Genomic DNA, 17,660 nt, shown 5'->3' on the forward strand with positions numbered 1-17,660 from the left:
GGAGCCTGCAATGGCACAAAGAACCACAGAAGTAATCGTAGGCCTGTTCATGATCGCCGGGTTGGCCGCCCTGCTGTTCCTGGCGTTGCAGGTGAGCGGACTGTCTCCGAAATCGGCTGGTGATCGTTACACCCTCTATGCCAACTTCAATGACACCGGAGGCCTGGCGCCCCGGGGCAAGGTGTCGATGGCGGGTGTCACCATCGGTGCCATCGAATCCATCGAGCTGGATACCGAAACCTTCCAGGCCCGGGTAGTGCTGGCTATCGATGCCGGTATCGACAATATCCCGGCGGACAGTGCAGCAGTAATACGTACATCCGGCCTGCTGGGAGATCAGTACATTGATATATCTGTTGGTGGCGACCTCGAGTCCCTGAGCCCGGGCGACACCTTTTATTCCACTCAGTCTGCCATGAATCTCGAGCGGCTGATCAGTAACTTTGCCTCCGGACGCTGATGCGGGGCAGAGCACAGAAACGAATGCGGGAGAACACAATGCTTGTCCTGAAACAACGATTCATCTGGATGTTTGCCATGGTTGCCCTGGTGGCGGGCCAGGCCTGGGCCGGTCCGGAAGATGACCTGAAACAGTATGTAGACGAAAACACCCAGAAGCTGGTGCAGAAGCTCAATGAAGAAAAGGGCCTCTACGAGCAGGACCCGGAAGCCTTCTATGCCAGCATGGATGAAACCCTGGACCAGTTTGTGGATTTTCGCCGCATTGCAGCCCGGGTAATGGGGCGCTACGCTCGCCAGACCTCTCCCGAACAGCGGGACGAGTTTGTGGCCAAGTTCAAGCGCAGCCTGTTCGATAGCTACGCCCAGGCGCTGGTGAGTGCCGAGAACTTCGAAATCAACGTGCTGGACGCGGAAATCCTGGCTCAGAACGACGACCGTGCGTCTGTGCAGATGGAAGTAATCAGCGCGTCCGGCAACCGCTATCCGGTCACCTACTCCATGTACCGCAATGGCGAAGGCCGCTGGATGATGGAGAACGTGATTGTGGAAGGCGTGAACATCGGCCTGGCATTCCGGGATCGCTTTGCCCAGGAAATGGAGCAGAACCGTGGCCAGGTTCAGGCCGTGATTGATGGTTGGGGCGATGCTGTTGAAGCCCTGAAGCTTGATGAGGAGCTGGACCGTTCATGACCGCTCCGGCTGTCGAGCTCTCAGGTAATACTCTCGCCGTAACCGGTGAGGTGAACGCCGATACCGTGATCGCCCTGCGCAAGCAGGGTGAACAGTTGATCGGGGCGGCCAGCGTCCCGTTAACCGTTGACCTTTCCGGCCTGGCCACCGCCCACAGTGTGGTGTTGTCCATGCTGTTGTGCTGGCACCGGCTGGCCCTGGGAAAACAGCAACCCCTCACCTTTCAGGGTGCCAGCGACCGCCTGTTGTCGCTGGCCGCCCTCAGCAATCTGGAAGACCAGATTCCCGGATTTGCCACACACAGCTGACCGGCGCCCGGGAATTGGTTACAATTCCGCCCCTGATTTCAAACCAGTCGAGGAATCCCTATGGACGCCGCCCAGGTTACCGAACTTGTTAAAGAAGCCCTGCCCGGTTGCGAGGTTCAGGTACAGGTCGATGGCAGCCACTACCTTGTGGTTGCTGTGGGTGACGTATTTGAAGGCCTGCCCACCATCAAACGGCAGCAGATGATCAACAAGGTACTGTTCCAGCACATTATGGACGGCACCATTCACGCCCTTCACCCGAAAGCCTACACCCCGAGCGAGTGGGCCGAGCGGCAGGCCCAGGCCTGAACAGCACAGGACAAGTATTGTGGACAAACTTCTGATCGGGGGCCGCAAGCCCCTGGATGGCGAGATTCGCATTTCCGGCGCCAAGAACGCGGCACTGCCCATTCTGGCGGCCACGCTGCTGGCCGATGAGCCGGTAACCATCGGCAACCTGCCGCACCTGAACGACATCACCACCATGATCGAGCTGCTGGGCCGCATGGGCGTGGAGCTGATGATCGACGAAAAGATGAGTGTGGAAATTCACGCCAACACCATCAAGCACTTCCACGCGCCCTACGAGCTGGTGAAAACCATGCGCGCCTCCATCCTGGTGCTGGGCCCGCTGGTGGCGCACTTCGGCGAAGCGGAAGTGTCCCTGCCCGGTGGCTGTGCCATCGGTACCCGCCCGGTGAACCTGCACATCCACGGCCTGGAGCTGATGGGCGCAGACATCAAGGTGGAGAACGGCTACATCAAGGCGAAAACCAACGGTCGCCTGAAAGGTGCCCACATCTTCATGGATACCGTCACCGTAACCGGTACCGAGAACCTGTTGATGGCGGCCACCCTGGCAGAAGGCAAGACCATTCTGGAAAACGCCGCCCGGGAACCGGAAGTGGTCGACCTGGCCGAATGCCTGATCGCCATGGGTGCAGACATCAAGGGCCATGGCACCGCGACCATCGAGATCAACGGGGTAGAACGCCTGCACGGCTGCCACTACAACGTACTGCCTGACCGTATTGAAACCGGCACCTACCTGGTGGCGGCAGCGGCGACCGGTGGTCGGGTAAAACTGAAAGACACCCGGGAAGACCTGCTGGAAGCGGTACTGCTGAAGCTGGAAGAAGCCGGCGCGGAAATCACCACCGGCCCGGACTGGATCGAGCTGGACATGAAGGGCAAGCGCCCGAAAGCGGTCAGCCTGCGCACTGCACCGTACCCGGCGTTCCCCACCGACATGCAGGCCCAGTTTGCGGCCATGAACGCCGTGGCGGAAGGCACCGGTACCATCGTGGAAACCGTGTTCGAAAACCGCTTTATGCACCTGCAGGAACTGATCCGCATGGGTGCCGATATTACCCTGGAAGGTAATGCCGCCATCATCAAGGGCGTGGAGCACCTGACCGGCGCTCCGGTGATGGCCACCGACCTTCGGGCTTCTGCGAGCCTGGTGATTGCCGGGCTGGTTGCCGATGGCGATACCATTGTGGACCGCATTTATCACATAGATCGCGGCTATGAATGTATTGAAGAAAAACTGCAGCTGCTGGGCGCAAGTATTCGCCGTTTGCCGGCATAATTAACCAACGGGAAACCGGATAGATCCATGACAGATTCCATCACCATCGCCTTGTCGAAGGGACGAATCCTCGAAGAAACCCTGCCGCTGCTGGCGGAAGCCGGTATTGAGCTGGTGGACGACGTGAAAAAGTCCCGCAAGCTGGTGTTTCCGACCACGGATCCGAACGTGCGGGTGCTGATTATCCGTGCCACGGATGTGCCCACTTACGTTCAGTACGGCGGTGCCGATCTGGGCGTGACGGGCAAGGACGTGCTGATGGAGCACGGCGGCGAAGGGCTGTACGAGCCCCTGGATCTGAACATTTCCCGCTGCCGGTTGATGACCGCTGGCAAGAAGGGTGAGCAGCCTCCGGCGGGGCGCATCCGCGTGGCCACCAAGTTTGTGAACCTGGCGCGGCGCTATTACGCGGCCCAGGGGCGGCAGGCGGATATCATCAAGCTCTACGGGGCGATGGAGCTGGCGCCGATTCTGGACCTGGCCGACGAGATTGTCGATATTGTCGATACCGGCAATACCCTGAAGGCCAACGGGCTGGAGCCGCGGGACCTGATTGATTACATCAGCAGTCGGTTGGTGGTGAACCGGGCTTCCATGAAGATGAAACATGGGCAGATTAATCCCATCATCGAGAAGATGGCACTGGCTGTGGATCGTCGGCGCGGTTCTCAGGAGTAAGGCTTCCCTATACTTTGGGAGTGTGTCACCCATCGGGTTGGCCCTTCCAAAAACCGCTCCTTACGGCACGTCCCTGTGGCGCTTCTGCTCCGCCATCCATGGCTCCGCACATTTTTGGAAGGGCCAACCCGATGGTTTCCGCATACTTTTGAGTTAGGAAGCCCCAGAGTTTTTTAATCCCCGAACTGTTGGCGGGTAATCCGACGGAAATCAGTATTCAATCCAACGCAGGATTAACGAGATGAACGACAGAATCACCAGACTGAACACCACACAAGGCGACTTTGACAGTGCGCTGGCCAAGCTTTTGGCGTGGGATGACAGTGTTGACCACCAGGTGAATGAGTCGGTTCGGCATATCCTGCGTGAGGTGAAAACCCGCGGCGATGCGGCGGTTCTGGAGTTTACCGAGAAGTTTGACCGGTTGAAGGTTAACTCCATGGCGGAGCTGGAGATGGATCAGGGGCGTCTTCAGGAGGCTTTGGAGCGGATTCCGCAGGATCAGCGGGTGGCTCTTGAGAAGGCTGCCGGGCGGGTTCGGGATTATCATGAGCGGCAGAATCAGAAGTCCTGGCAGTATCAGGATGAAGACGGAACGATTCTCGGGCAGAAGGTGACGCCGCTGGATCGGGCGGGTTTGTATGTGCCGGGTGGTAAGGCTGCGTATCCGTCTTCTGTGCTGATGAATGCGATTCCTGCGAAGGTTGCCGGGGTTGCCGAGGTGATCATGGTGGTTCCTACGCCGGATGGTGTGGTGAACGACATGGTGCTGGCGGCGGCGGCGATTGCGGGTGTGGACCGGGTGTTCACCATCGGTGGCGCCCAGGCGGTTGCGGCTTTGGCGTACGGTACGGAAACTGTGCCTTCGGTAGATAAGATTGTGGGTCCGGGGAATATTTTCGTGGCCACGGCCAAGCGGGAGGTGTTTGGTGTTGTCGGTATCGACATGATTGCCGGGCCTTCCGAGATCCTGGTGATCTGCGATGGCAAGACCGACCCGGATTGGATTGCCATGGACTTGTTCTCCCAGGCCGAGCACGATGAGCAGGCCCAGAGCATTCTGGTGAGCCCGGATGCGGATTTCCTGGATGCCGTGGAAGCGAGCATTAACAAGCTGCTGCCGACTATGGAGCGTGAAGACATCATTCGCACTTCCATGCTGGGCCGTGGTGCACTGATCAAGGTGGCTGACCTGAAAGAAGCGGCTGAGGTGTCCAACCGCATTGCTCCTGAACACCTGGAGCTGTCGGTAGAAGACCCGCAGGCGATGCTGGATGATATCCGCCATGCCGGCGCCATCTTTATGGGTCGCTACACAGCAGAAGCTCTTGGTGACTACTGCGCGGGCCCGAATCACGTGCTGCCCACCAGCGGCACTGCAAGGTTCAGCTCGCCGCTGGGTGTTTACGATTTCCAGAAGCGTTCCTCTCTGATTGGTTTCACTCCGGAAGGCGCTGACCGGATGGGGCGTGTAGCCTCGGTGCTGGCTCGCGGTGAAGGCCTTACGGCCCATGCTCGTTCGGCCGAGTACCGTATCAAAGATTAAAGCTGGGTGTGGTGGCTGGCTGGTTCGGCCTGGGAGTGGGAGCGCGTGGCTGGAAAGCCTTTCCAAAAACCGCTACAAGCACATCCCTGTGCGCTTCTCTCCGGCCATCCATGGCCTACGACATTTTTGGAAAGGCTTTCCAGCCACGCACTCATTGACCTCTGAGTGCAACCAGCCAGCACCGACATTCGCTGTAAGAACCGATTTGTTTCTAGCCCCGATTTTGGAGTGCGTATCCCATGAGTAAGTACTGGAGTTCACTGGTCAGCGAATTACAGCCGTATGTTCCCGGTGAGCAGCCAAAAATGGCGAACCTGGTGAAACTGAACACTAACGAAAACCCCTTTGGACCATCCCCGAAGGTGATTGCGGCCATTCAGTCTGAACTTAACGACAACCTGCGCCTGTATCCTGACCCGGAAGGGCAGGCGCTGAAAGAAGCCATTGCTGACTACCACGTTGATTTTGCGATTAATGCAAAGCAAGTGTTTGTCGGCAACGGCTCGGACGAAGTTCTTGCGCACATTTTTCAGGGTTTGCTGAAACACGATAAACCGATCCTGTTCCCGGATATCACTTACAGCTTCTACCCGGTGTACTGCGGCCTGTACCAGATCGAAAGCACGGTGATTCCGCTGACCGACAGCTTCGAGATCAACCCGGAAGACTACAAACGCCCCAACGGTGGCATCATCTTCCCGAACCCGAACGCGCCGACTGGTCGCTACCTGGGCCTGCAACACGTGGAAGAGATCCTGCAAGCCAACCCGGACAGCGTGGTGGTGGTAGACGAAGCTTACGTGGACTTCGGCGGTGATACGGCGATTCGTCTGGTAAACCAGTATCCGAACCTGCTGGTTTGTCAGACCCTCTCCAAGGCCCGTTCGCTGGCAGGGCTGCGCGTCGGCTTTGCGGTGGGTAATGAAGAGCTGATCGAGGCTCTGAATCGGGTTAAGGATAGCTTCAACTCCTATCCGCTGGACCGTTTGGCGCTGGTTGGCGCTGTTGCCGCTTTTGAAGACAAGCAGTGGTTTGAAGACTCTTGTAGCGGGGTTATCCGCGAGCGGAAGAGGGTAACGGAAGAACTCGAAAAACTTGGCTTTGAGGTGCTGCCATCCCGGGCAAATTTCGTGTTCGCCCGCCACCCAGACCATGAAGGTTCAGACCTGGCAGTCAAGCTAAGAGAGCAGGGAGTTATAGTCCGGCATTTCAATAAGCCAAGAATCAGTGACTTCCTCCGAATCACCATTGGCACCAGCGACCAGAATGACGCTTTGATCAAGGGCCTTGATTCGCTCTAAACTGGTGTCACGGATTCGGGCAAGGAATCGGCGCGCACCCAAGCGTGATGCAAGGGGCGGGATGGGTTGTCCAAAAATTTGCGGAGCCATGGATGGCGGAGCAGAAGCGCCACAAGGATGTGCCGTAAGGAGCGGTTTTTGGACAACCCATCCCGCCCCTTGCCCGCCACAAATGCCAAAGCGCCGATCCAATCTCAAAAGCTTCGTACGATAGGTGGGCAGATATGGCAAACCGGAACGAAATCCTCGCCAAAATAAGTGAATGGCTACAGCCAGAAAATTTTCAGGACTATGCTCCGAACGGCCTGCAAGTTGAGGGCAGCGAGAGTGTAGGCGTTATCGTTTCAGGTGTAACCGCATCACAGGCACTGATCGACGAAGCCGTAAAACAAAACGCAGACATGATCCTGGTCCACCACGGCTATTTCTGGAAAGGTGAAGACCAGACCATCCGTGGCATGAAAAAGAACCGCATCAAACAGCTCCTGGACAACGACATAAACCTCGTCGCCTACCACCTGCCACTGGATGACCACCCCGAGTACGGCAACAACCGCCAACTCGCCGATATACTTGGCATCCAGAATCCACGCCCAATGAGTGGATTAGTGTGGCAAGGTGAATTGCCCGAAGCCATGTCATCCGAAAAGTTCGGCCTGCACCTCGCCAGAGCCCTGAACCGGCAGCCGCTTCACGTAGGCAATGGCCCGGAAATGATCAAGACTGTCGCCTGGTGCACCGGGGCAGCTCAGGGGTTCATCAACGCAGCTTTGGGTGCGGGTGTCGACGCCTACATCAGCGGCGAGATCTCCGAGCCGACGACTCACACGGCCAGAGAGTGCGGGATTCACTACTACGCGGCCGGTCACCATGCGACTGAACGGTATGGTGTTCAGGCTCTGGGGGAGGCGTTAGCGAAGGAGTTTGCGGTGAAGCACCAGTTTATCGACTGTGATAACCCGGTTTAACGATAGTGCATGATGGGCGTGAATGCGGGCAAAGATTTAGGTTGTCAGGAGGTCTGTTTGAAGGCTGGGAGGCGGAGAGCGTAGAGTTATGGTCGGTCAGGCTGGGGGCTGCCTTCCAAAAATGTGCGGAGCCATGGATGGCGGAGCAGAAGCGCCACATGGATGTGCCGTAAGGAGCGGTTTTTGGAAGGCAGCCCCCAGCCTGGCCAAGCTACGAGCCAGGACGGCCCACTCCTGATTGAGCCGTCCGGTCAGGTTTGATCAGAGGCTCTAAGCTGACCGCTTAGACCCATCCGCATTCAGACCGTAATCTTCGGCCAGCGTACCCTTGGCCTCCGGATCAGACTTCGGCGCATAATCCCGAGGCGGCTCGGAAGGCTCAGCCTCGGAATGGCCAAGACGACCAGAAGAATCCTGCCCCAGCTCCTCCAGCCAGTCTTCATCATTGCACAGACGATTCGCGCCCCGGGCCATATGCTGATTCACATCCCGGTACGCATCATTAAACCGCCGCAGCAAATGCGCAGACTCCATAAAGTGCTCATTCACCTGGGCCTGATACCGCGTAAACTCACTACGCAACTCATCAACCTGCTGCTCCGCCCGGCGCTGTCGCAACGAAGCTCCCTGGCCAGACCGGCCAAACATAAGCCCGATGACAATGCCAACCACCAACGCGACAACCGCCGCCACAATCAGGTTTGTCATATAAAAATCGTCCTTTCATTGCCTGCAAGTGAGCCATTCCTCATTCAAGGAGTATAACCCCCCGAACGGATGTATCCCATGCCGAAACACTGCGCCAATCGTCTTATTGCCCCGGCGCCCGTGCGGCGTGGCGAAAAAACGTGAAATAAGCGACAATACCGCGCCCGAAAACCCACCTAGCAGGCAGGAAAATCCTGATGACAGAAGCCATGTCCTCCGAAACCGTCGCGAACCTGACCCCTTGGCAACGCTACCAAAAGGATCTTGAGCGCCCGGACTTTCACAAGGATCCGGCCCAGGAAGATGCCGTAAAGCGCCTGCAGGCACTGTACGACAAACTGGTGGAGGCCGAAAGCGAACGCAGCAAGGGCGGCCTGTCCAAGCTCCGCCGCAAACTGAAGAAGGGTAAGGAAGATCCGGTAAAAGGCCTGTACTTCTGGGGCGGCGTTGGCCGTGGTAAGACCTACCTGATGGACACCTTCTTCGAGGCGCTGCCGTTTGATCGCAAAATGCGTGTGCACTTTCACCGCTTTATGCAGCGGGTGCACAACGAGCTGAAGCAGCTCAAAGGCGAGAAGAACCCGCTGGAAATGGTCGCGAAGAAATTCGCAGACGAAACCCGGGTTATCTGTTTTGACGAATTCTTTGTTTCCGACATCGGCGATGCCATGATCCTCGCCACCCTGATGGATGGCCTGTTCAGCCGGGGTGTTACCCTGGTGTGTACCTCCAACATCGTGCCGGATGGCCTCTACAAAGACGGCCTGCAGCGGGCCCGTTTCCTGCCGGCCATCGCCTTGGTGAAACAGCACACCGATGTGGTGAATGTCGACGGTGGTGTGGACTACCGGCTGCGTACACTGGAGCAGGCGGAGCTCTACCACTGCCCGCTGGACGATCAGGCCGATATCAGCCTGCGTAACAGCTTCGATGCCCTGGCGGTAGAAGCGGCAAAGCACAGCAAAACCATGGAAATTAACGGCCGTAAAATCCCCGCCGAAGCCCATGCAGACGACGTGGTCTGGTTCGATTTCAAAGCCGTGTGCGACGGCCCCCGCAGCCAGAACGACTACATCGAAATGGCCCGCCAGTTCCACGCCATCATCATCAGCAACGTGCCGCAACTGGGCAAGAACAACGACGACCAGGCCCGCCGGTTTATCAACATGATCGACGAGTTCTACGACCGCAACGTCAAAGTTATCATTTCCGCCGCTGCGCCCATCACCGAGCTGTACATCGGCGGCCGGTTGAGCTTCGAATTCGAGCGTACCGAATCGCGGCTGCTGGAAATGCAGTCCCGGGAGTATCTGGAAGCACCGCACAAGCCTTAAAGAGCCATTCGGCCACGGATACTCGTGGCCGCTCTACCCAAGCCTCGCCCTTAGTCATTCCGAAGTGGTTGCACTCCCGAATCTTGTCTATAGTGAGGGAGTGCGAGAACACCATGAACGGAGAGTGACTGCAAAATCATACTTTTGACTGATCAAAGCCCCCACAGGCCTTGGATATAGTGCAAGCATCACGGCACTGTAAGTACAGCCGCCAGGACAAAAACACCAGAACAACCGAGCAGCGACTCAGAACAACAACGGAGTAGCCTTCCAATGACAAGAAAAACTCAACCGTGGCAGCGTTGGACCAAGTTACCACTGGCCGTAGCCATAGCCGCCGGCGTATCCACACCGGCCTCCGCCATTTCGTTTTACATGGGCGATGTAGAAGCTCAGTTCAACACGACGCTGTCTGCGGGTGCCGCCTGGCGGACTGAGGATGCGGACAAGCGCTTGCTCGCTCCCCACGATGGTCGTGGTACAGCGTCTACCAACAACTACGATGACGGTAACCGGAACTTCGACAAAGGTGACACCGTTTCCAAGATTGTTAAAGGCAACAGTGAGCTGTTTCTTGATTACAGTGTTGACTCCAACTATCTGACCCGTGTGGGTGCCTTTGTTCGCGGTCGTTATTGGTATGACTTTGAGCTCAAGGACGAAGGTCGGCGTTACGTTGAGCTGAACGACGAGGCTAAGGCATATGCCTCCGTTGGCGAACTGCTGGATGCCTATGTATTCACCGATTGGTATCTGGGCGACATACCGGTCAGTGCCCGCTACGGCAAACAGGTGGTCAGCTGGGGTGAGAGTACCTATATCCAGGGCGGTATCAACATCATTAACTCGGTAGATATTCGGGCTTTCCGTGCTCCCGGTGCCCAGCTGAAAGACGCGCTGCTGCCGGTTGAAATGTTCTATATGTCAGCCGGTATTACCGAGAACATCACAGTTGAAGGCTTTGTACAAGCAGACTGGGAAAAGGTTCGCATAGATGACTGCGGAACCTTCTTTTCTACCGTAGATTTCGTGGCCGATGGTTGTGGCCCGGTGTTCCTCACCGGTGCTGCATCAGAAGCTGCTAACCTGGCGTCAGGGCTGGTTATTGCGAGGGAAGGTGATCGCGAGCCAGATGCGAAAGATCAGTTTGGTGTCGCTATGCGTTGGTATGTGCCGGCTCTTAACGATTCCGAACTCGGCTTTTACTACATCAAGTACCACAGCCGTTTACCGTACATCAGCGGCCGTACTAATGGTGGCGAAGACAACCCGAACTTCCCTAATTATTTCATTGAGTATCCGGAAGATATCAACCTCTATGGTCTCAGTATCAACACCACTACCCCGGGTGGTTGGTCGCTCGGTGCAGAATACTCGTATCGTGACAAGATGCCGATCCAGTGGAACGCGTTTGAGCTGATTTATGGTGGTCTTCAGGCGCCCTTTAGTTTGCTCTATGCTCGTGAAGAGGAAAAAATTGCCGCAGAGAACAATGGCAATACCGATGGTGTAGCGGTATCTGGATACGATCGTTACGGTGTATCCCAAGCACAGATGACATTGATTAAATTCTTCGATCAGGTCATGGGTGCAAGCCGGATGTCCCTGGTGGCGGAAGTGGGTGCAACCTATATCCATGACCTGCCGGGCAAGGATGAAGCTCGATATGGTCGCTCGGGTACTTTTGGTTTGGGGGCAACTCCGAGCGCAGCCTGTGAAACCAACAACATCAACCCCGAAAACTGCACCAACGACGGCTTCGTAACCTCCTTCTCCTGGGGCTACCGTACCAACCTGTCCTGGGAATACCCGAACGCCATTGCTGGCATTAACCTGACTCCGTCTGTTTTCTGGAGTCACGACATCAAAGGCTACGCCCCGCAACCCGGTGGCGCCTTCAACGAAGGCAACAAATCCATCGGTTTGTCTCTGACAGGCGTATACCAGAACAAGATCACCGGCAACATTGGTTATACAAACTACTTCGGTGGCAAGCCGTATAACGAAATGACCGACCGGGATTTCGTGAGCGCGAGTGTTTCCTACTCCTTCTGAACCGGACCGAATTCGTTTAACGAGGTAACTTAAATGAAACTGAACAAGAAACTACTGGCCACCGGCGTTCTGACTGCAAGTTTGTTTGCAGGTCAGGCTTGGGGCGCGGTTTCTGCCCAGGAAGCAGCCAAGCTGGGTGATACCCTCACCCCGATGGGTGCGGAGAAAGCCGGCAACGGCGGCGACATTCCGGCCTGGGACGGCGGGCTTTCCACGCCTCCGGCCGGATACAAGGGGGACGGCATTTACGTGAACCCCTTCGCCGGTGAGCAACCGAAGTTTGTTATCGACCGGAGTAATGTCGACCAGTACGCAGACAAGCTGTCTCCGGGCCAGGTCGAGATGATCCGCAAGTACGATAACTACAGGATTCCGGTATATCCGACTCATCGTACCGCCACTTATCCGAAGAACATCATGGATGAGACCGTAGCGAATGCGACCAAGGCAGAACTGGTGTCTGGCGGTAACGGTATCGACAACTACCAGGATGCCACGCCGTTCCCGATTCCCCAGAACGGCCTGGAAGTAATCTGGAACCATATTACCCGTTACCGGGGTGGCTCGGTGCAGCGTAACGTGGGTCAGGTAACTCCTACCGCGGGCGGCGACTTCTCTGTGGTGAAGTTCCAGGAAGAACTGGTGTGGAACAGTTATCTGACCGACTACAAGCCGGGTAAAGACGATAACGTCCTGTTCTACTTCAAACAGTCCATCACCGCGCCGGCGCGCCTGGCGGGTAACGTACTGCTGGTTCACGAAACCCTGGACCAGGTAGCCGAACCACGCCGTGCCTGGTTGTACAACGCCGGCCAGCGCCGTGTTCGCCGTGCGCCCCAGGTTGCCTATGACGGCCCGGGTACCGCGGCTGACGGTATGCGTACCTCAGACAACCTGGACATGTACAACGGTGCTCCGGACCGCTACAACTGGGAGCTGATTGGCAAGAAAGAGATGTACATCCCATACAACTCCTACAAGCTGCTGGATCGTGGCCTGAGCTACGACGAGATTATCCAGCCTGGCCACATCAACCAGGACCTGGCCCGCTACGAGCTGCACCGTGTGTGGCATGTGCGCGCCACCCTGAAAGAGGGCGAGCGCCACGTCTACGCCCAGCGTGACTTCTACATCGATGAAGACACCTGGCAGGCTTCTGTGATCGACCATTACGATGGCCGTGGTGAGCTGTGGCGTGTGGGCGAAGCACATGCGGTTCAGATGTATGACCAGGACGTTCCCTGGTACGCCATCGAAGCACTGTACGACCTGCTCTCTGGCCGCTACTTGGCACTGGGCCTGACCAACGAGGAGAACACTCCGTACTCCTTCGACGTTGAGCGCCAGTCCCGCGATTTCACTCCGGCGGCTCTGCGCCGGGCTGGAACTCGCTAACCGGCCACACGTAATCGGTTGAGAAAGGCGGGCCAGCGATGGCTCGCCTTTTTTTGTGAGCGCTATCACATTACTGCGCTGGAAAATCGTCACTAACCCCGTTTAGCCCCGCCAATTTTTTGCAGCCAGACCCCGCTTTGGTTTACTCTCGAGGCCAATCTCCAATACTAAAGGTGTAATCGGGGCCGTGAGTGAAATCCTTTAACGAAGGCAACGCCGCCAACGACGAGTTTCAGGGCGCCAATACCAGCCTGCAAAATGGCGAGCTGGTTCGGGATTTACTGGAGCACCGGCTTCAGTTGCCGGCCATTCCAAAAGATCACCAGCCCCGCCCCGCGCTTTCCAAACAGATCCTGGATAGCCTCGCGCCCCGCTCCCTGTTGATGCTGGAAGCGCCCTGCGGCTACGGCAAAACCCACAGCCTGGTCAGCGCCCTGAGCGAGGGTGCCAGTGAGTTTGACCGGATTCGCTGGGTTACCCTGAATGCCGGCGACAACGCGCCGTCCCGTTTATTATCCCTCATCGCCATGGCGCTGGATTTGCCCCAGTCCCTGCACCCCGGCAATCAGGGCGGTGGAACGTTTGAAGACAACCTGGCCGTTATGCTGGTGGCCAAGGGTCGGCTGGAGCAGCAAGGCCGGGATGTGCTGGTACTGGATAACCTGCACCACCTGACCAATCCTGCGGTGGGCGGGCTGCTACAGCAGCTTGTCTGCGATATGCCGGGCAACCTGTCGGTAGCCTTTACCTCCCGGCTGCCGTTGCCGTTCGAATGCCACACCCTTGAGCTGGAAAACCGTTACCAATGTGTTGGCCGCGAGAGCCTGGAATTCACCCGCTCGGAAACCTTTGCCTACTTCCAGGACGCCCGGCCGGACAGCCTGATTACCAGTGTCGCCATTGATCATCTGTATAGCCTCACCGAAGGCTGGCCTACACCGCTGGCCCTGTACCGGCGGGAGCTGCTGCGCAGTCCGGAACGCCGGCCGATGCAGGAAACCGCCTCCGTTGAACGCTTCCTGAAAGGCACGGTGCTGGGGCAGATGGCGCCCGGCCAGATGAATTCGCTGCGCATGATGGCGGAGCTGGACGGGGTGTCGGATGAACTGTTTATCGCCCTGCAGGCATCGGTTGGCGACTCGGGCATGCTGCCGTCCGTTGCCTGTGAAAAAGGCTTGCCCCTGCAGCCGGTATCCGGCCGTGGCCGCTGGTATCGCCTCAATCCGTTACTTCAGGCCTGGCTGAAAACACCGGCACTGGGTGGTTACAACACTCGCATGCTGCTGGCCAGCCGCTGGTTCGGGCAGCGCAACCAGTTTCCGGAGGCATTGAAGTACGCACTGCTGTCCGGAGATGCCGAAGAAGTCGTGCGCATTGCCTCTGAGGGCACTGAAGCCCTGTTGCTGGGGCAGGACACCGCATCGCTGCTTACCCTGCGTAAACACCTGCCGGCCGGCTTGCTGGAGCGCAGCGCGCGATTACGCATTGTTTACAGCTGGGTTCATGCCATTGGCGGACAGTTCCACCAGGCCCGGCAGTTGCTCGAAGGCTTCTCGCCGGAAGACCGTGAGCAACAGGAAGCCCGCATCTATGCCCTGAAAGCCTTTATCCTGCGGGGCGAAGGCTACGTGCAGCCAGCCCTGGCCATGGCAGACAAGGCGCTCGCCGCTGGAGGCTTATCACCCCAGGCCCAGCTGGTCACCCAGATTGTTCGTGCCAGCGCCTTGTGTGCCGCCGGCAAATTTCATGAAGCCCGGGATGCCAACCGCGCCGCGGCCAAGCTGGCCCGGGAAGCGGGAGACTCCGGTTCCGAGGCGCTGGCGGTTTACGCCCACGCCCGTATTGAACTCGGTAAGGGCGCGCTCGGGCATGCCGAGCAGTTGCTCAGAACAGGCCTGGACACCGCCATGCACGAACTCAGCCGCCCGGCGCGTATCGGCGAAACCCGGCTGGAACTGAACCTGGTGCTGGTGCTGTGGCATCAGGGCCGGTTGGACGAAGCCGACCGCCTGTTGGTAAGTTGCTCCCGCCATGCCGAACAGACCCGGGACCTTGGCCTGTTGCTGGCCATGGCCCTGAGGGTGCTGATGTGTAAAGCCCAAGGCCGGCTGGAAGATGCCTTTGTGTGGATTGGCCGGGCAGAGCGGGCCATGCACGCCTGGCAGGTGGATGAATCCCTGTACGTGCCGGTGCTGGAAGCCTTGAAAGCCAGCTGCTGGTTATCCCATGGCCAGACAGAAAGTGCGGCCCAGGCCATCGAAAAGCTTCAGCCGTATCGACAGGGTGGTTGCGTGCCGGAGTTATTCCCCATGATGCCGGGGCTGATGGACTGCCTGCAGGTTCGGGCGGACATGGCCAGCGGTGACCTGGTTCGTGCCAGGGAGCAGTTGGACGCCGTTCTGGGCCGTTATGGCGATACCTTACCCTGGGGGCTGGAACTGCACGTTGGCCTGCTGAGTGCCGTCCTGCTGCAACAGGAGAAGGGTTTGCCGGCCGCCAGGAAACAGCTGGAGCAGGTGATTCGCCAGGCTGCCAGCGAGCGCTTTATCAGCCCGTTTGCGGAGCTGGTCAACGAACTCACACCGCTGATGCAGAAATGCTTCCGGCAATTACCGGAAAACGCCTTCAACCGGGATTTGGGCCAGCTGTTTGGTCTCAACAATGCGCCTGTCGCCACAGAGACCCTTGCTGAACCCATCAGCGACCGGGAGCAGGGCGTACTGGAGCTGATCGCTCAGGGCTTGTCGAACCAGGAGATCGCAGACAAGCTGCACATTTCCCTGCACACCGTGAAAACCCACGCCCGCCGGATCAACGCCAAGCTGGATGTGAAATCGCGAACCCAGGCCATTGTCCGGGCTCGCGAGCTGGGCATCCTGTAATCAGGCGCCCACTTTCAATTCCTCGATGCGGGCGTCTTTCTCGGCCCAGATCCCGCTTACCCAGCGCTGGAAGTCTGCCCGCAGCTCCCGGTTGCCTTCATAATCCATGCCCAGAAAACGCTCCGGCACTTCCCGGGTGCGGATATCGATGATAATCCGGCGCACCCGGCCGCTCAGGTAATCCCAGATGCCGGGCCGTCCGTCCGGGTACACAATGGTCACATCCAGCATGGTGTGGATCATCTCGCCCATGGCGCCGAACACAAACGCGGTGCCGCCGGCCTTCGGCTTCAGCAGGTTCTTGTAGGGGGAGTTCTGCCGGGCGTGCTTTTCCGGGGTAAATCGGGTGCCTTCCATAAAGTTGAAAATGGTCACCGGGGTGTAGCGGAACTTCTCACAAGCCTTGCGGGTGGCCTCTATATCCTTGCCCTTCAGCTCCGGCCGCCTGGCAATCTGCTCCTTGGTGTGCCGGTGCATGAAGGGGAAGTCCAGCCCCCACCAGGCAACACCCAGCAGCGGCACCCAGATCAGTTCCTTTTTGAGGAAAAACTTAAGCAGAGGAATCTTGTTGTTCAGGGCGTACTGGATGGCAGTAATGTCAGTCCAGCTCTGGTGGTTGCAGGTAACGAAGTACCAATGCTTCTTGCTCAGCTCCCGGGCGCCGCGAACATCCCACTCAATCTTGTGGAACAGGTCCGCCAGGGTGTTATTGAAACCAATCCAGTACCAGGCAATCAGGTTCACCATCCGTGTACACAGGGTACGCACCAATTTCACCGGAATAATCAGTTTGATGATGGCGAACAGCAGCAAAAATGGCAGGAAAATAAGGGTGTTCGTCAGGATAAGCAAAACCACCAGGACCCCTTTCAACGGGGCGGGCAAAAAGTCCAGCATGGGAAAGTCTCGTCAGTCCAGTTGAGCCCGGAATTGCTTGTCGTAGAATTCCAGGTTGTTGTAGCGAATCATGGCGCGGATCTCTTTTATATATTCCTCGCCCCTTTCGGAATAGCTCAGCAGGCCTTGTGCCAGGGCAATGCCGGAAAAAGCATCACCGTCGGCCCGGGCCGTTGAGCGTATCGACCGCAGCTGCTGGTAGGCAGGGTGCCGGTTCAGATTCTGGATGTAAGAGCGCACAGAATAATAAGGCGACGAAAACTTTGCCACCTCATGGTTGGCCCCTTCCGGGCGGCTCAGTGGCACCAGTCCGCAGCCACGGGTAAAGCACCACTGGCCGAACAGGTTGTTGCCTTCGGTGGCAAAGCGGGAAGTGCCCCAGGCGGATTCATTGGCGGCCTGGGCCATAATCAGGGACGGAGGAATCACATCCAGCTTTTCCGTGAGTTGCTCAAACTGTTTGGGGCTGCCGTTCTTCGCCTCAACTCTCAGCCGGTCCGCCTGCCGTTCCAGCCACTCCAGTTCATCGTCAGCCAGCTCGTCTTTGCCAGAAAGGGATAGCAGGTATTCCCGCTCCAGCAGAATGCGGTTGTTGGCCAGTTCAATGCGAGGGTAAAGAAACGAGAAAAAGGCGGCCTTCTTTTCGGTGGTGTCCTGGTACCCGGAAAAATCCGGCAGGCCGTCGGCAGTCCATTCAGGCAACTTGGGCAGGGAGCCCAGGGCAATGTCGGTGTCTTCACTTTCCGGGGCTTCGGGGGAGTACAAAGCACCGGCAATTGCAAATAACACCAGGGGAACACACAGCAAAAGTGCCCGGGAGATTAACGTCATAAAACCTCTCGCCA

The 17,660-nt window shown here is 57.7% G+C and carries 16 protein-coding genes; 13 read left to right on the forward strand and 3 right to left on the reverse strand.

Going from position 1 to position 17,660, the window contains the following annotated elements; translation table 11 throughout:
• Positions 1-10: 10 nt before the first annotated feature.
• The 9 genes from mlaD (at position 11) to H3Z84_RS08730 (ending at position 7,544) form a co-directional block, all read left to right on the forward strand.
• Positions 11-460: an outer membrane lipid asymmetry maintenance protein MlaD gene (gene mlaD / locus H3Z84_RS08690; protein ID WP_022989668.1), complete on the forward strand. Its 450-nt coding sequence runs from the start codon at positions 11-13 to the stop codon at positions 458-460.
• Between the two features lie 38 nt (positions 461-498).
• The gene (locus H3Z84_RS08695; RefSeq protein WP_199457173.1) at positions 499-1,152 is read left to right on the forward strand and encodes an MlaC/ttg2D family ABC transporter substrate-binding protein; all 654 of its coding nucleotides are present in this window, start codon (positions 499-501) and stop codon (positions 1,150-1,152) included.
• Complete coding sequence (locus H3Z84_RS08700) at positions 1,149-1,460, forward strand: STAS domain-containing protein (protein ID WP_199457174.1); 312 nt, start codon at positions 1,149-1,151, stop codon at positions 1,458-1,460. Before H3Z84_RS08695 ends, H3Z84_RS08700 begins: the two co-directional genes overlap by 4 nt.
• Before the next feature lie 60 nt (positions 1,461-1,520).
• Positions 1,521-1,769, forward strand: coding sequence for a BolA family protein (locus tag H3Z84_RS08705; RefSeq protein ID WP_022989665.1), 249 nt, complete (start codon positions 1,521-1,523; stop codon positions 1,767-1,769).
• A 19-nt stretch (positions 1,770-1,788) separates the two neighbouring features.
• Positions 1,789-3,051, forward strand: coding sequence for a UDP-N-acetylglucosamine 1-carboxyvinyltransferase (murA, locus tag H3Z84_RS08710; RefSeq protein ID WP_058341293.1), 1,263 nt, complete (start codon positions 1,789-1,791; stop codon positions 3,049-3,051).
• Positions 3,052-3,078: 27 nt separating this feature from the next.
• The gene (gene hisG / locus H3Z84_RS08715) at positions 3,079-3,729 is read left to right on the forward strand and encodes an ATP phosphoribosyltransferase (protein ID WP_199457175.1); all 651 of its coding nucleotides are present in this window, start codon (positions 3,079-3,081) and stop codon (positions 3,727-3,729) included.
• A gap of 241 nt (positions 3,730-3,970) precedes the next feature.
• Positions 3,971-5,275, forward strand: coding sequence for a histidinol dehydrogenase (gene hisD / locus H3Z84_RS08720; protein WP_199457176.1), 1,305 nt, complete (start codon positions 3,971-3,973; stop codon positions 5,273-5,275).
• A 239-nt stretch (positions 5,276-5,514) separates the two neighbouring features.
• The gene (gene hisC / locus H3Z84_RS08725) at positions 5,515-6,576 is read left to right on the forward strand and encodes a histidinol-phosphate transaminase (RefSeq protein WP_199457177.1); all 1,062 of its coding nucleotides are present in this window, start codon (positions 5,515-5,517) and stop codon (positions 6,574-6,576) included.
• Positions 6,577-6,800: 224 nt separating this feature from the next.
• Positions 6,801-7,544, forward strand: coding sequence for a Nif3-like dinuclear metal center hexameric protein (locus H3Z84_RS08730; RefSeq protein ID WP_199457178.1), 744 nt, complete (start codon positions 6,801-6,803; stop codon positions 7,542-7,544).
• A 270-nt stretch (positions 7,545-7,814) separates the two neighbouring features.
• Here the strand turns inward: H3Z84_RS08730 and H3Z84_RS08735 are convergent, their stop codons facing one another.
• Positions 7,815-8,252: a YhcB family protein gene (locus H3Z84_RS08735; protein WP_199457179.1), complete on the reverse strand. Its 438-nt coding sequence runs from the start codon at positions 8,250-8,252 to the stop codon at positions 7,815-7,817.
• 233 nt (positions 8,253-8,485) lie between these two features.
• On the opposite strand from H3Z84_RS08735, the gene zapE reads away from it, so the two are divergent.
• From zapE to H3Z84_RS08755, 4 genes are all read left to right on the forward strand, one after another.
• Positions 8,486-9,586, forward strand: coding sequence for a cell division protein ZapE (gene zapE / locus H3Z84_RS08740; RefSeq protein ID WP_206768865.1), 1,101 nt, complete (start codon positions 8,486-8,488; stop codon positions 9,584-9,586).
• Between the two features lie 273 nt (positions 9,587-9,859).
• On the forward strand, positions 9,860-11,641 hold the full coding sequence (locus H3Z84_RS08745) for a DUF1302 domain-containing protein (protein WP_199457181.1): 1,782 nt from the start codon (positions 9,860-9,862) through the stop codon (positions 11,639-11,641).
• A 33-nt stretch (positions 11,642-11,674) separates the two neighbouring features.
• Positions 11,675-13,036 (forward strand): DUF1329 domain-containing protein, encoded by a 1,362-nt coding sequence (locus H3Z84_RS08750; RefSeq protein WP_199457182.1) that lies wholly within the window; start codon positions 11,675-11,677, stop codon positions 13,034-13,036.
• A 191-nt stretch (positions 13,037-13,227) separates the two neighbouring features.
• The gene (locus H3Z84_RS08755) at positions 13,228-15,918 is read left to right on the forward strand and encodes a LuxR C-terminal-related transcriptional regulator (protein WP_199457183.1); all 2,691 of its coding nucleotides are present in this window, start codon (positions 13,228-13,230) and stop codon (positions 15,916-15,918) included.
• Here H3Z84_RS08755 and H3Z84_RS08760 read toward each other — a convergent pair whose 3' ends face one another.
• Positions 15,919-16,815, reverse strand: coding sequence for an acyltransferase (locus H3Z84_RS08760; RefSeq protein ID WP_094623938.1), 897 nt, complete (start codon positions 16,813-16,815; stop codon positions 15,919-15,921).
• 12 nt (positions 16,816-16,827) lie between these two features.
• Positions 16,828-17,646 (reverse strand): glucosaminidase domain-containing protein, encoded by an 819-nt coding sequence (locus H3Z84_RS08765; protein ID WP_199457184.1) that lies wholly within the window; start codon positions 17,644-17,646, stop codon positions 16,828-16,830.
• Positions 17,647-17,660 lie beyond the last annotated feature (14 nt).

Source organism: Marinobacter sp. bablab_jr003, from assembly GCF_016464245.1.
In the GTDB taxonomy this organism is placed as follows: domain Bacteria; phylum Pseudomonadota; class Gammaproteobacteria; order Pseudomonadales; family Oleiphilaceae; genus Marinobacter; species Marinobacter vinifirmus.

Bases quoted from the DNA above. Each gene is read 5' to 3' on its own strand.
- H3Z84_RS08735 (WP_199457179.1), bottom strand. From the start codon at position 8,252: ATGACAAACCTGATTGTGGCGGCGGTTGTCGCGTTGGTGGTTGGCATT.
- H3Z84_RS08760 (WP_094623938.1), bottom strand. From the start codon at position 16,815: ATGCTGGACTTTTTGCCCGCCCCGTTGAAAGGGGTCCTGGTGGTTTTG.
- H3Z84_RS08695 (WP_199457173.1), top strand. From the start codon at position 499: ATGCTTGTCCTGAAACAACGATTCATCTGGATGTTTGCCATGGTTGCC.
- H3Z84_RS08745 (WP_199457181.1), top strand. From the start codon at position 9,860: ATGACAAGAAAAACTCAACCGTGGCAGCGTTGGACCAAGTTACCACTG.
- H3Z84_RS08700 (WP_199457174.1), top strand. From the start codon at position 1,149: ATGACCGCTCCGGCTGTCGAGCTCTCAGGTAATACTCTCGCCGTAACC.
- H3Z84_RS08750 (WP_199457182.1), top strand. From the start codon at position 11,675: ATGAAACTGAACAAGAAACTACTGGCCACCGGCGTTCTGACTGCAAGT.
- hisC (WP_199457177.1), top strand. From the start codon at position 5,515: ATGAGTAAGTACTGGAGTTCACTGGTCAGCGAATTACAGCCGTATGTT.
- H3Z84_RS08705 (WP_022989665.1), top strand. From the start codon at position 1,521: ATGGACGCCGCCCAGGTTACCGAACTTGTTAAAGAAGCCCTGCCCGGT.
- hisG (WP_199457175.1), top strand. From the start codon at position 3,079: ATGACAGATTCCATCACCATCGCCTTGTCGAAGGGACGAATCCTCGAA.
- H3Z84_RS08765 (WP_199457184.1), bottom strand. From the start codon at position 17,646: ATGACGTTAATCTCCCGGGCACTTTTGCTGTGTGTTCCCCTGGTGTTA.
- hisD (WP_199457176.1), top strand. From the start codon at position 3,971: ATGAACGACAGAATCACCAGACTGAACACCACACAAGGCGACTTTGAC.
- mlaD (WP_022989668.1), top strand. From the start codon at position 11: ATGGCACAAAGAACCACAGAAGTAATCGTAGGCCTGTTCATGATCGCC.
- H3Z84_RS08730 (WP_199457178.1), top strand. From the start codon at position 6,801: ATGGCAAACCGGAACGAAATCCTCGCCAAAATAAGTGAATGGCTACAG.